Origin of the sequence: Luteimonas sp. MC1825 (assembly GCF_014764385.1) — a bacterium.
Lineage (GTDB): Bacteria > Pseudomonadota > Gammaproteobacteria > Xanthomonadales > Xanthomonadaceae > Luteimonas.
This window is the reverse complement of sequence record NZ_CP061714.1, coordinates 1,301,603-1,314,272: the sequence shown is the minus strand read 5'-3', so window position 1 is coordinate 1,314,272 and position 12,670 is coordinate 1,301,603. Positions and strand designations below refer to the sequence as shown.

10 protein-coding genes are annotated in these 12,670 nt (G+C 73.2%); 5 read left to right on the top strand and 5 right to left on the bottom strand.

All coding sequences use genetic code 11. The annotated features are described in order from the left end of the window. Window positions 1-53 precede the first annotated feature (53 nt). On the top strand, window positions 54-1,013 hold the full coding sequence (locus IDM46_RS06070; RefSeq protein ID WP_185115119.1) for an acetyl-CoA carboxylase carboxyltransferase subunit alpha: 960 nt from the start codon (window positions 54-56) through the stop codon (window positions 1,011-1,013). A gap of 24 nt (window positions 1,014-1,037) precedes the next feature. Here IDM46_RS06070 and IDM46_RS06065 read toward each other — a convergent pair whose 3' ends face one another. Next, window positions 1,038-2,105, bottom strand: a complete 1,068-nt coding sequence (locus IDM46_RS06065) for an NADH:flavin oxidoreductase/NADH oxidase (RefSeq protein WP_185115118.1) — start codon at window positions 2,103-2,105, stop codon at window positions 1,038-1,040. 104 nt (window positions 2,106-2,209) lie between these two features. On the opposite strand from IDM46_RS06065, the gene tilS reads away from it, so the two are divergent. From tilS to IDM46_RS06050, 3 genes are read left to right on the top strand one after another with little or no spacing between them, the layout of a single operon-like run. Further along, window positions 2,210-3,538 carry a tRNA lysidine(34) synthetase TilS gene (tilS, locus tag IDM46_RS06060; RefSeq protein ID WP_185115117.1) on the top strand — a complete coding sequence of 443 codons (1,329 nt, stop codon included), beginning with the start codon at window positions 2,210-2,212 and terminating at the stop codon, window positions 3,536-3,538. Window positions 3,539-3,547: 9 nt separating this feature from the next. Next, a complete protein-coding gene (locus IDM46_RS06055) occupies window positions 3,548-3,817 on the top strand; it encodes an exodeoxyribonuclease VII small subunit (RefSeq protein ID WP_185115116.1) in 270 nt (89 codons plus the stop codon). Next, entirely contained in the window at window positions 3,810-4,703 is an 894-nt protein-coding gene (locus IDM46_RS06050) for a farnesyl diphosphate synthase (protein WP_185115115.1), read from the top strand. The genes IDM46_RS06055 and IDM46_RS06050 overlap by 8 nt, the downstream gene beginning before the upstream one ends. 10 nt (window positions 4,704-4,713) lie before the next feature. On the opposite strand, the gene IDM46_RS06045 is transcribed toward IDM46_RS06050, so the two are convergent. Next, entirely contained in the window at window positions 4,714-5,157 is a 444-nt protein-coding gene (locus tag IDM46_RS06045) for a DUF4870 domain-containing protein (protein WP_185115114.1), read from the bottom strand. Between the two features lie 85 nt (window positions 5,158-5,242). After that, a complete protein-coding gene (gene pmbA, locus IDM46_RS06040; RefSeq protein WP_223878059.1) occupies window positions 5,243-6,556 on the bottom strand; it encodes a metalloprotease PmbA in 1,314 nt (437 codons plus the stop codon). 90 nt (window positions 6,557-6,646) lie between these two features. Here pmbA and yjgA point away from each other — a divergent pair, with 90 nt between their 5' ends. Further along, the gene (gene yjgA / locus IDM46_RS06035) at window positions 6,647-7,234 is read left to right on the top strand and encodes a ribosome biogenesis factor YjgA (protein ID WP_185115112.1); all 588 of its coding nucleotides are present in this window, start codon (window positions 6,647-6,649) and stop codon (window positions 7,232-7,234) included. A 62-nt stretch (window positions 7,235-7,296) separates the two neighbouring features. Here the strand turns inward: yjgA and tldD are convergent, their stop codons facing one another. Together tldD and IDM46_RS06025 are read right to left on the bottom strand one after the other, a co-directional pair. Then, complete coding sequence (tldD, locus tag IDM46_RS06030) at window positions 7,297-8,739, bottom strand: metalloprotease TldD (RefSeq protein WP_182821468.1); 1,443 nt, start codon at window positions 8,737-8,739, stop codon at window positions 7,297-7,299. A gap of 54 nt (window positions 8,740-8,793) precedes the next feature. Beyond that, window positions 8,794-12,669: a YhdP family protein gene (locus IDM46_RS06025; RefSeq protein WP_185115111.1), complete on the bottom strand. Its 3,876-nt coding sequence runs from the start codon at window positions 12,667-12,669 to the stop codon at window positions 8,794-8,796. Window position 12,670 lies beyond the last annotated feature (1 nt).

Genomic DNA, 12,670 nt, shown 5'->3' with positions numbered 1-12,670 from the left:
CCTTCGCGGGCGCCGTCGGCTAGACTGGCCGCTTTCCCGTGCCAAGACCGTCGATGAACCCGAATTACCTCGACTTCGAACAGCCGATCGCCGACCTCGAGGCGCGCATCCAGGACCTGCGCCATGCCGGGTCCGGCTCGTCGGTGAACGTGGACGCCGAACTGCGCACGCTGCAGGACAAGCTGCGCCTGCGCACCGCGCAGATCTTCCGCGACCTGTCGCCGTGGCAGGTGTCGCAGCTCGCGCGCCACCCGGCGCGGCCCTACATCAACGACTACATCCGCTTCATCTGCGACGAGTTCCAGGAACTGGCCGGCGACCGTGCGTACGCCGACGACCCGGCGATCGTTGGCGGGCTCGGCCGCATCGGTGGCCGCCCGGTGATGATCATCGGCCACCAGAAGGGCCGCGACACGAAGGCCAAGGTGCGCCGCAACTTCGGCATGCCGCGCCCCGAGGGTTACCGCAAGGCGCTGCGCCTGATGAAGATGGCCGAGCGCTTCAGGCTGCCGCTGCTGACCTTCATCGACACGCCTGGCGCCTACCCCGGCATCGGCGCCGAAGAACGCGGCCAGTCCGAGGCGATCGCCCGCAACCTGATGGAAATGGCCGAGCTGAAGACGCCGATCATATGTACGGTGATCGGCGAAGGCGGTTCGGGTGGCGCGCTCGCGATCGGCGTGGGCGACCGCACGCTGATGCTCGAATACAGCACCTATTCGGTGATCTCGCCCGAAGGCTGCGCCTCGATCCTGTGGAAGGACGCCGGCAAGGCGCGCGACGCCGCCGAGCAGCTCGGTCTCACCGCCAAGCGCCTGCTCGGCCTGGGCCTGGTGGACAAGCTGGTACGCGAGCCGATCGGCGGCGCGCACCGCAACCCGAAGCAGATGGCCAAGCGCCTGAAGGCCGTGCTGCTCAACGAACTCGACGCCCTCGACGGCATGTCCAGCGAGCTGCTGCTGGACAGGCGCTACAAGCGCCTGCGCAGCTACGGCGCGTACGAAGCCGCCTGAGCGGCACGCACGCGCCTGGGCCGCCTAGTCGCCCCAGGCGCGCTGGTACTGCACCGGCACCGCGGGCGTGACGCCCAGCGCCTTTGCCGCGCGCATCGGAAAGTACGGATCGCGCAGCGACTGGCGCGCCACCAGCACCACGTCGGCATCGCCGGTGGCCACGATCCGCTCGGCCTGCGCCGCTTCTGTCACCAGGCCCACGGCGCCGGTGGCGATGCCAGCCTCGCGGCGGATGCGCGCGGCGAACGGCACCTGGTAGCCGGGGCCGGTCGCGATCTCCTGCCGCCGGTCCAGTCCGCCGCTGGACACGTCGATCAGGTCGACGCCCAGCGCCTTCACGCCGCGCGCCAGTTCCACGCTCTGCTCCACGTCCCAGCCACCATCGACCCAGTCGGTGGCCGAGATCCGCATCCACAACGGCAGGCGCTCCGGCCACGCCTCGCGCACGGCGGACACCACCTCGCGGACGATCCGCGTGCGGCCCTCGAAGCCGCCACCCCAGGCATCGTCGCGGCGGTTGGCGAGCGGCGACAGGAACTGGTGCAGCAGGTAGCCATGCGCGGCATGGAGCTCGACCAGCTGGAAGCCCGCATCCAGCGCACGTGCCGCGGCGGCGCGGAAATCCGCGACCACGCGCGCGATCCCGTCCGCGTCGAGTTCCAGCGGCTGGGGATAGTGGTCGGCATAGGCTTCGGCCGAGGGCGCCACGACGGTCCAGCCGCCGTCCGCCAACGGCACCGCGCCATCGCCGCGCCACGGTGCATGGGTGCTGGCCTTGCGCCCGGCGTGCGCGAGCTGCATGGCGGGCACCGCGCCCTGGCCGGCGATGAAGCGCGCCACCGGCGCCCAGGCCACGGCCTGCGCGTCGTTCCAGATGCCCGCGTCCTGCGGCGAGATGCGCCCCTCGGCGCACACCGCCGCGGCCTCGGTCATCACCACGCCGGCGCCACCCGCGGCGCGGCTGCCCAGGTGCACCAGGTGCCAGTCGCCCGGCAGGCCATCGACCGAGGAATACATGCACATCGGCGATATGGCGATGCGGTTGCGCAGCACGATGTCGCGCTGGCGCAGTGGCTGGAACAGCTGGCTCATGGAGGTCTTCCGCGGACGTGGCGGACCACTGTAGGCGCAGCGCGGCCGCAGGCAGGTGACCGGCGACGGATCACTGCATTGCGGGGGCATGGCACCATCGTGGCATGCGCTCGCCTCCGTTTCCCGACAGCATCGCCCTGCCCGATTGCCCGGTGTCTGCCGGTGCGGTGCTGGTGGCGCTGAGCGGCGGGCTGGATTCCACGGTGCTGCTGCACTTGCTGGCCGCCGACGCCTCGATCCGCGCGCGCGGACTGCGCGCGATCCATGTCCACCACGGACTGCACGCCGATGCCGACGCCTGGGCCGCGCACTGTGCGCGCGCCTGCGCCACGCTCGACGTGCCCTTGCACGTGGCGCGCGTCGGCGTGGCGCGCGATGCGGGACTCGGGCTGGAGGCGGCCGCGCGCGCGGCGCGGCACGCCGCGTTCGCCGCCGCGCTGGGCGACGGCGAGGTGCTCGCGCTGGCGCACCATCGCGATGACCAGGCCGAGACCTTCCTGCTGCGTGCGTTGCGCGCATCCGGCCCCGACGGACTCGCATCGATGCGCGCCTGGCGCCGTTTCGCACGGGGCGGGCTGTGGCGCCCGCTGCTGGCGCTGCCGCGCGCCACGCTGCATGCCTACGCCACGCGGCACGCGCTTGCGTGGCTGGACGACCCGGCGAACACCGACTCCGTCCACGACCGCAACTACCTGCGCCACCAGGTCATGCCGCTGCTGCGCGCACGCTGGCCCGAGGCCGACGCCGCGCTCGCGCGCTGCGCGGCGCTGTCCGCGGAGGCCAGCGACCTGCTGGCCGCAGGCGACCAGAGGGCGCTCCATGCGGCACGCGATGCATCACCGACCACGTCGCCAGGCGATCCGGGCCTGTCCATCAGTGCCCTGCTCGCGCTGCCCGCGGCGCGGCGTGCGCGCGTGCTGCGCGCGTGGATCGCCGACCTGGCGCTGCCGCCATTGCCGGCCACCGGCGTCGCCCGCATCACGGACGACCTGCTCCCGGCGCGCGGCGACAGCGTGGCGGCGTTCGCCTGGGCGGGCGCGGTGGTCCACGCGTGGCGCGGCCGCCTGCACGCCGGCGCCCAGTTGGCGCCGCTGCCCGCGGACTGGGAAACCGGATGGGACGGCCGCGCGCCGCTGCCGCTGCCCGGGGGTGGCACGCTGTCGCTGCTCGGCGCGGACGGCTTCGATGCACCGCTGACAGCGCATGCGCGGCGCGGCGGCGAACGCATCGTGCTCCCTGGCCGCACGCACTCGCATGCACTGAAAGACCTGCTCCAGCGCGACGCGCTGCCGCCCTGGCAACGCGCGCGCATGCCGCTGCTGACGGCCGCCGACGGCATCCTGCTCGCGGCCGGCGACAGCCTGCTGTCGGCCCGCCTTGCCACGTGGCTGCGCGCCCGTGGCGCAGGCCTCCATTGGCGGCACATGGCGTAAACTGGCGGCATGCCACGCAAGCTCGCCACCACCAACGACGCCTCGCCCGTCGCCGATTTCGAAGCCTCGCTCGACCTGCTCGAGCAACTGGTGGAGAAGATGGAGCACGGCGAGATGAGCCTCGAGGATTCGCTTGCCGCGTATGAGCGCGGCGTCGGCCTCTACCGCCGCTGCCAGCAGGCACTGGAGCAGGCCGAGCTCCGCGTGCGCCTGCTGACCGATCCACAGCAACCGGAGCGCGCCGAGCCCTTCCCGGGCCGCGACATCGACGATGCCTGACCCCGAGGCAAGGGCCGCGCGGATCGCAGCGTGGCGCGAGCGCATCGACGCCGTCCTCGAACGTACGCTGGAACGCCACCCTGCCGCCGAACCGCGCCTGCACGCGGCCATGCGCCATGCCGTGCTGCTCGGCGGCAAGCGCATGCGCCCGCTGCTGGTGTACGCCACCGGCACCGCCTTTGGCGCGGATGAGGACGCACTCGACGCGGCCGCCGCGGCGATCGAGCTCGTGCATGCCTATTCGCTGGTCCACGACGACCTGCCGGCGATGGACGACGATGCCCTGCGCCGCGGCCAGCCCACCGTGCACGTCGCATTCGATGAAGCCACCGCCATCCTCGCCGGCGACGCACTGCAGGCGTTGGCCTTCGCCGTGCTGGCCGACGCCGGGACCAGCGATCCCGTGCGTGTTGCAATGCTGCGTGAACTCGCCGCCGCGGCCGGTGGCGCCGGCATGTGCGGCGGACAGGCGCTCGACCTGGCCGCAACCGGCGACGCATCGGCCACGCTGGTCGCGCTGGAGCACCTGCATGCGCTCAAGACCGGTGCCCTGATCCGCGCCGCCGTGCGCATGGGCGCGATCGTCGCCGGCGCGGATGCCGACGCACGCCTGCGCCTGGACGCCTACGCCGACGCGCTCGGGCTTGCGTTCCAGGTGCGCGACGACCTGCTCGATGTCGAGGGCGACAGTGCCACGATGGGCAAGACCGCCGGCAAGGACGCGGCGCAGGACAAGGCCACGTTCCCGGCGCTGGTCGGCGTGGACGCCTCACGCGGGCGCCTCGCGACGCTCGCGTCCACCATCCGCTACGCGCTGGCGCCGTTCGGCCCGCGCGCCGCCACGCTTGCCACGCTCGCCGAATTCGCGGTCGAGCGCAGGCACTGACGCGCGCGGGTCAGAACAGGCGCATCGTCAGCGGGTAGCGGTAGGACTCGCCGTTCCAGGCTTTCACCGCGGCGATGATGCTGCACACCAGCCACATCAGCGCGATCGCGGCGATGGCGACCATCAGCGCCAGTCCGGCCGGCGCGGTGAGGATGATGCCGATGCCGAGCGTGAGCACGGTGGCCCCGATCAGCACCACGCCGATCGCGAAGGCGATGCAGGCGTAGATGAACATGCTGAGGTTGAAGTTCAACGCCTCGCGGGCATGGTTGGCGACGAACGACGAGTCGCCGCGCTTGAACAGGTAGACGGCCCCGGCGCCGAGGATGCCGGCCACGCCGGCGATCCAGCTGGTGCACAGCGCAAGGACAAGGGCGGCAATGTGCGCCAGCGCGGCCCATTGGCGTTCGCTGCCGGTGGCGGGTGTGCTGGCGAGATGGGTGGTCTGTTGCATCACGGGTCTCCTGGCCGGCGCATCCGGGCCTCCCTATAGCATGGGGATGCCGCGAGGCAGCGCAACCCAACCGATGGCACCCGGCTCATTCCCCGGCGACGGTCATGCCACCGATGAGGATCGAGCCGGTGCGGATGTGCGAGCGCGGGTCGACGTCGCGCCCTACGGCGTCGATGGCGGAGAACATCTCGCGCAGCTTGCCGGCGATGGTGATGCCGTCCACCGGGAAGGCGACCACGCCGTCCTCGATCCAGAACCCGGCGGCGCCGCGCGAATAGTCGCCGGTGACGGTGTTCACGCCCTGCCCCATCAACTCGGTGACCAGCAGGCCGCGGCCCATGCCGCGCAGCATGTCCTCGAGGTCGCCGGCATTGGCCGCCACCTCCAGGTTGTGCACGCCGCCGGCATTGCCGGTGGTCTGCAGCCCGAGCTTGCGCGCCGAATAGCTGCCCAGCACGTAGCGCTGCAGCACGCCGCCGGCCACCAGCGGCGACTCGCGCGTCGCCACGCCCTCGCTGTCGTAGGCCGACGAACGCAGCCCGCGCTGCAGGAACGGCCGTTCGTCGATCGCGAACCAGTCGGGGAACAGCTGCTCGCCGACGCTGTCCACCAGGAAGCTCGCGCCGCGGTACAGCGCGCCGCCGGACACCGCGCCCAGCAGGTGCCCGACCAGCGAACGCGCGACCTCGGAGGCGAACAGCACCGGGTAGCGGCCGGTCGCCAGCGGCTTGGGATCGAGGCGCGCTGCGGCGCGCTGCGCTGCCTGGTGGCCGATCGCGGCCGGCGACTGCAGGTCTTCGGCCGCCAGCGCCACGCTGTACCAGCCGTCGCGCTGCATGGCGTCGCCTTCGCCGGCGATCAACGCGCAGCCGATGCTGTGGTGGCTGTCGCGCTCGGCGCCGACGAAGCCGTGGCTGTTGGCGTAGACGCTGAGCGAGGTGCCGCTGCCGACCGACGCGCCGTCGGAGTTGGCAATCCGCGGGTCGGCATCGCGTCCGGCCTGCTCGCAGGCCAGCGCCAGGTCGATCGCGTGGTCGGCATCCAGCGCCCAGGGATGCCAGGTATCGAATTCGCGTACCTCGCGCGCCATCAGCGCGGCGTCGGCAAGCCCGGCCGCCGGGTCGTCCTCCGTGTGGCGGGCAATCGCGCAGGCCTGCGCCACGGTCGCTTCCAGGCTCTCCGGGCGCAGGTCGGCGGTGCTCGCGCTGCCCTTGCGCTGCCCGAAGTACACGGTCACGCCGATGCCGCGGTCATGCGTGGATTCGACCGTCTCCACCGCGCCCATGCGCACGTTGACGTTCAGGCCGCGCTCCTCGGAGCACGACACCTCGGCCTGGCTGGCGCCCGCGGCGCGCGCGCGGTCGAGGAGTTCCGCGGTGATGCCCTGGAGCTGCGCCAGGCGCTCGCGGCTGTCGTCCGTGGCGGGCGGGACTACGGTCGGCTGGGTCTGCAATGGATTATCCTTCATGGTCTATACGGGGTGCGGCACATGCGTGGCAAGAACGAAGACACCGGCGAATTCCTTGGCGAGAGCCGCAGCGCGCAGCGCCGCGAGGCGCTCGACGTGCTGGCGCTCGCGCAGCAGCTGGTGGCGCTGGACCCGGGTCGGCTGGACAAGCTGCCGCTCGGCGACGACCTGCCGGAGTTCATCGAACGGGCGCGGCGCATCACCTCGCACATCGCGCGCAAGCGCGAGATCGCGTTCCTGGCCAAGCAGCTGCGCCGCGAGGACGACGACGCGCTGGACGCGCTCCGCGACGCGCTGGAAGTGGGCGGCGAAGCCGCGCGCATCGACGCCGCGCGCCTGCACCGCGCCGAGGACTGGCGCGAACGCCTGCTCGGCGACGACGGCGACGCCGCGCTGGCCGCGCTGCTGGACGAGTTCCCCGGCGCCGACCGCCAGCGCCTGCGGCAGCTGGTGCGCAACGCGCTCGCCGAGCGCAAGGCGAACAAGCCGCCGCGCGCGTTCCGCGAGCTGTTCCGCGAGGTGCGCACGCTGCTGCAGCCCGGCGACGGCGAGACCGAGCAGTTCAACGACGGGGGCGCCAACCCGGACGGCGACGACGCCACGTCCTGAGCCGGCAATGCCGGCTCCGGCAGGCGGTCCTCCTCCCGCGCGCATGGCAATGCGCGCCGGCATCAGGCGCGCGTGCCGCCGACGGTGATGCCATCGATCAGCAGCGACGGCTGGCCCACGCCCACCGGCACGCTCTGGCCGTCCTTGCCGCAGACGCCCACGCCGTCGTCGAGCGCCATGTCATGCCCGACCATGCGCACCTTCTGCATCGTCTCAGGGCCGTTGCCGATCAGGGTGGCGCCCTTCACCGGCGCGGTGACCCTGCCGTCCTCGATCAGGTAGGCCTCGGTGGCCGAGAACACGTACTTGCCGCTGGTGATGTCGACCTGGCCGCCGCCGAAGTTGACCGCGTACAGGCCCTTCTTCACCGAACGGATCATGTCGGCGGGGTCGTCCTGGCCGGCGCGCATGTAGGTATTGGTCATGCGCGGCATGACGAGGTGCGCGAACGACTCGCGGCGGCCGTTGCCGGTCGGCGCCACGCCCATCAGGCGCGCGTTCAGCGTGTCCTGCATGTAGCCGGTGAGCACGCCGTCCTCGATCAGGGTGGTGCACTGCGTGGGCGTGCCTTCGTCATCGACGTTGAGCGAGCCGCGGCGGTTGTCGAGCGTGCCGTCGTCGACGATGGTCACGCCCGGCGCGGCCACGCGCTGGCCCATGCGCCCGGCATAGGTGCTGGTGCCCTTGCGGTTGAAATCGCCCTCCAGGCCGTGGCCGACCGCTTCGTGCAGCAGCACGCCGGGCCAGCCGGGGCCAAGCACCACCGGCATGATGCCGGCCGGCGCGTCGATCGCATCGAGGTTGACCAGCGCCTGGCGCAGCGCCTCGCGCGCGAACTGCTCCGGACGCCCGTCGCCGAGCAGCTCTTCGTAGGAGTAACGGCCGCCGTAGCCGGCGTAGCCGCTCTCGCGGCGGCCGCCCTGCTCCACGATCACCTGCACGTTGAGCCGCACCAGCGGGCGCACGTCGCCGGCGACCACGCCATCCGAGCGCGCCACGAGGATCGTGTCGACGCCGCCCGACAGGCTCACCATCACCTGCTTCACGCGCGGGTCGGCGGCGCGCAGCAGCCGGTCCACGCGGCGCAGCGCCTCGACCTTGGCGTCGTTGCCCATCGCGTCGATCGGGTCGGTCGCCGCGTACAGCGAACGCGCGCCGGCCGGCACCAGCGTCTTCGCCGCATGCTCGTGTCCGCTGCGCGCGATGGCGCGCGCCGATTGCGCCGCCGCAAGCAGCGCCGCGCCGTTGATGTCGTCGGAATACGCGAACCCGGTCTTCTCGCCGCTGATCGCGCGCACGCCCACGCCCTGCTCGATCGAGTGCGAGCCGTCCTTGACGATGCCGTCCTCGACCGACCAGCTCTCGCGCCGCGCGTGCTGGAAATACAGGTCGCCGAAATCGATGCCCGGCCCCAGCAATTGCCCGAACGCACGTTCGAGGCCGCCGCCATCCAGGCCCGCGGGCAGCAGCAGGCGGGCTTCGGCAAGGGCAAGGGCTTGGGTCATCGGCTGGAGTCCTGGAAAGCGTAGCCCGGGAACATGCGGGCACCGGGCAGCGAATCAACCCGCGCCGCCCGGCTCCCTGTCCACCGGCGCCGTCTCCGCCGCGGGTGGCACCTCGCGCCCTTCAACCTCGACCTTGGGGTCCTTCCACGGCCCGGTGACGTGGTAGACCTTGGCGCCCACGCGGCCCAGCGGCCGCTCGAACACCGCGTTGGCCATCGCACCGACGGCGGCACCGACCGGGCCCGCGGTGAGCGCCCCGACCGCGGTCAGCAACCCGCCGGTGCGCGGCACGACCTCGATGCGCTGGTCGTAGGTCTGCGCGCGCAGGTCGGCCGTGCCGCGGATGCTGATCTCCGCCGCGGCGCCATCGATCAGCATGTCGTCGCTGCGCGCCTGGCCACCACCGAACACGACCGTGCCGCCGATGCGGTTGAAGGCGAAACCCTTCGAGAAGAAGTCGCGGAAATCCAGGGTGAGGCGCCTCGGCAGCTCGGTGATGCTGAGCAGGCCGAGGACGCGGCCGGCACCGGGTTCCACCTCCACCAGGCGGCCATCCTTGATGGTCACCGCCAGTTGACCCTGGAGTGCGTCGAGGCGGAAACCCGCGGGGCCACCAGGCCAGGTGGCGTCGAAGTTCGCCTCGCCTTCGCCGCCGTCCAGCCGCTGGCCCAGGCCGAAGCCGGACAGCAGGCTGCCGAAGTCGCGGCTTGCCAGGGTGACCTCCACGCGTGTGCGCGCCGCCTCGCCGCGCCCCAGCCAGTCACCTTCCACGTCGATGCGCTGGCGGCCCTGCACGGCATGGAACTCCTCGACCTGCAGCCCGTTCGCGGTCGGTCGGGTCCGCAGGCGGGCCGCGCCGAGCGTGGCAGCGCCGAAGCGGAGGTCGTCGACGCTGATGTCGAGTGGCGGGATGCGCGCCGGATCGATGGCCTCGCCCGGCAGGGCCTCTGTCTTCGCGTCGGCGGTCTGCCGGCCACCGCCAGCGCGCGCACCCGGTGCGGGGAAATGCAGGCGCTGCAGCCGTGCGGTCAGCGCCGCACCGGAACGTCGCGGCAGCAGCAGGCCACCGGCCAGTGCGGGTCCGTCGAAGCGCACCGCGGTTCCCGTCGCCACCGGTTCGGCCACCACGCGGGTCTGCGGGAACGCGCTGCCCAGCAGCTGCAGGCGCCCGGCCTGCACGTCGATCCGGCGCAGCGCGAGCCCGTCGCCACCGGCGCCGCCGTCCGCGCCACCACCGCCACCGGCCAGGCCCGCCCAGTCGAGCGCATCCAGCACCGGGGTGCGCCCGCTGACCACCAGCCCGGAGGCCGGCGGCTCGCCTTCGATGCGGTTGCCGCCGAGCACCGCGAGCACCCCGGTGCGGTTGCCGCGGCTGCGTGCGCGCAGCGCGACCCGGTTGCCGAGGACCACGTCCACGTCGCCCTCGCCCAGCGGCAGGTCGACATCGATGCGAGCCGCCAGCGGCGTGGCCGCCGCCTTGTCGAGTGGCGCCGGCAGCAGCAACTGCGTGCCCACCAGGTCCGAGCGCAGCTGCAGGCGCCCGCCACCGCCGTCGGCACCGGCGTCGACCGGGATCGCGACCGCCAGCGTCCAGCGCGAACGCCCGCGCAGGCGGTCGCCGAGCCAGGCCAGCTGCGGCGCGCGTGCGGCGAGCTCGGACGCGGCCAGGCTGGCGCCGAGTTCCGCCTCGAAGGCATTGCCGCGATCGGCGACGTGCCCGATGCCGGCGCGCAACGCCAGCGTGCCGGCCTGGCCGTCGCGGCGCACGCGCAGCCCTTCGGCGACGAAGCCCTGCCCGTCGTAGCGCGCTTCGCCGCGGACATCCTCGAACGCCACGTCCCAGCGCCTGTCGCCCAGCGTGGCGCCTTCCAGCAGCACCCGGCCGGAGATCACCGGCCTTGCCGGTGAGCGGTGCAGCGGCAGGTCGAGCGCGAACTGCGCGCGCAGCGGACCCGTGGCGGACAGCCCCTGCAGCAGCGCTTCGCGGCCCTTGCGGAGCGGGCTGGCACGCAGCAGCGCGAGCACCGGCCCGGCATCGCCGGCGATGTCGGCGCGCACCAGCAGCGGCGCGTCGCCGAAATGCGCGATGCCGCCGGACAGCGCCGGCAGTGGCACCCCGGCCACGCGGGCGCTGCCGGCCACCGAAAACCCGTCGGCGACGAAATCGACGTCGCCATCGAGGCCCTCGGCCAGCGGCCAGTCGGGATCGAAGCGCAGCACCACGTCGTCGAGTTGTGCACGCGCATGGAACATCCCCGGACCGGCGGCCTGCCCCGAGCCGTTGAACGGCCAGTCGTCGAGGTCGCCGGACAGCACGGCACGCCCGCCGCGCACATGGCCGCCGACGAGCGCCGCGTCCAGCCACGCCAGCGCCGCGCGCGGCATGCGGTGCCGCACCCAGAACCGCCGGGCCACGGCGATGTTGGCGTCGTCGATGGCCGCGACCAGGTCCACGCGCGGCCGCGAACCGTCGCCCTGGAACACCAGGCCACCGCGCACGTCGGCACCGTAGCCGTCGCCGGCCACGCGCAGCGCCGGCGTATCCACGTGCCAGCCCTCGCTGTCGCGCCAGCCGGTGACCTGGCCGGCCAAGCGCACCGCATGCGCCGGCGGCCCGAAGCCGCGCGGCCAGTCGAAACCCAGGGTCGCCTGGCGGTCGAATTCGAAGGTCACGCCGTCGGCGTCGCCGGACAGCGTGCCCGAGAGTCCCGACACCCCCGGCGCGTCGCCCACCGCGTCGAACCGCAGGCCCTCGACATGCGCACGGGCGCGGAAGCGGCCGCTGGCATCACCCGCGACATCCACAGCGCGCAGCACGCCGCCCGGACGCGTGTCGAGGAGCCATTTGGCGACTGCGGGCGGCATGGCGCCGGCGAGCGCCGCCAATCCCAGCAGCGGGCCGGCGTCGATCCGATCGGCGACCAGCGCGCGGCGCGCCCCGTCGGCGAGCAGCAGGCCGTCGAGCACCTGGGCGTCGTCGCCGGCACCGACGCGCAGCCGCGGCGCGTCGAAGCGCCAGCCACCCGCGACCGCCGACCAGCGCGCATCGATCTCGACGCGCCCGAAATCCAGCGACGGCGGAACGCCGCCCGCCACCGCGCTGCCGCGCAGGCGCACGTCGTCGAGCTTTCCCGCGACCTGCAGGGCAGTGACGCGGTTGCCACGCAGGTCCGCCCAGGCCTGGATCCTGCCGGTGCCCGCCGCCGCGCCGACGCCCGCCGCGCGCAGGCCGGACCAGGCCTCCAGGTCGGCATCGCGCAGCGCCAGCCAGGCACGGCCATCGCCGCTGCCGCGATCGAGTTCGGCGGTGATGTCCAGCGGCGAGACACCCTTGCGCATCCATGCGCGCGCCGCGATGCGCACGCGCGCACCGTCCACGCGCAGGCGCAGGTCGACTTCGCTCAGCCCGGCATCGATGCCGAGTGCCGGGGCGAGCACCGCCAGCCGCCCGTCGATGACCTGCAGCTCGCCGAGGCCTTCGAGCGCGGCGAATGGGTCGCCACCCGACTGCGCCTGGCCCGGCAGGCCGCGGACTTCCCAGCGCCCGTCATCGCCACGCTCGAGCGTGAGTTCCAGTCCGCGCAGCCGCAGTTCGGTGAAGGAACGCCCCGGCAGCAGGCCCGCGTACTGCGAGACCAGCACTTCGGCCGCGCCGATCGGGATCGCGTGCGGGCCGTCGCCGATGCGCAGGCCGTCGAGGCGCAGCAGGGGGCCGCGCCGGGTCCATTCGGTCTGCACATGGTCGAACGCCACCGTGCGCCCCGCGCGCTCTCCCAGCCAGGCGGCGATGCGGTCGGGATGGCGCTCGGCCAGCGGCAGCAACTGGCTGGTGATGCCGGCGCCCAGCGCCATCAGCACCAGCCCGATGGCCACCACGTACCAGGCACCGCGCCATGCCACGCGCACGCCACGGCGCAGCGGCGACGGCATC

Excerpts from the sequence above, each read along its gene's own strand:
- IDM46_RS06070 (WP_185115119.1), top strand. The coding sequence starts at position 54 with ATGAACCCGAATTACCTCGACTTCGAACAGCCGATCGCCGACCTCGAG.
- IDM46_RS06065 (WP_185115118.1), bottom strand. The coding sequence starts at position 2,105 with ATGAGCCAGCTGTTCCAGCCACTGCGCCAGCGCGACATCGTGCTGCGC.
- tilS (WP_185115117.1), top strand. The coding sequence starts at position 2,210 with ATGCGCTCGCCTCCGTTTCCCGACAGCATCGCCCTGCCCGATTGCCCG.
- IDM46_RS06055 (WP_185115116.1), top strand. The coding sequence starts at position 3,548 with ATGCCACGCAAGCTCGCCACCACCAACGACGCCTCGCCCGTCGCCGAT.
- IDM46_RS06050 (WP_185115115.1), top strand. The coding sequence starts at position 3,810 with ATGCCTGACCCCGAGGCAAGGGCCGCGCGGATCGCAGCGTGGCGCGAG.
- IDM46_RS06045 (WP_185115114.1), bottom strand. The coding sequence starts at position 5,157 with ATGCAACAGACCACCCATCTCGCCAGCACACCCGCCACCGGCAGCGAA.
- yjgA (WP_185115112.1), top strand. The coding sequence starts at position 6,647 with ATGCGTGGCAAGAACGAAGACACCGGCGAATTCCTTGGCGAGAGCCGC.
- tldD (WP_182821468.1), bottom strand. The coding sequence starts at position 8,739 with ATGACCCAAGCCCTTGCCCTTGCCGAAGCCCGCCTGCTGCTGCCCGCG.
- IDM46_RS06025 (WP_185115111.1), bottom strand. The coding sequence starts at position 12,669 with ATGCCGTCGCCGCTGCGCCGTGGCGTGCGCGTGGCATGGCGCGGTGCC.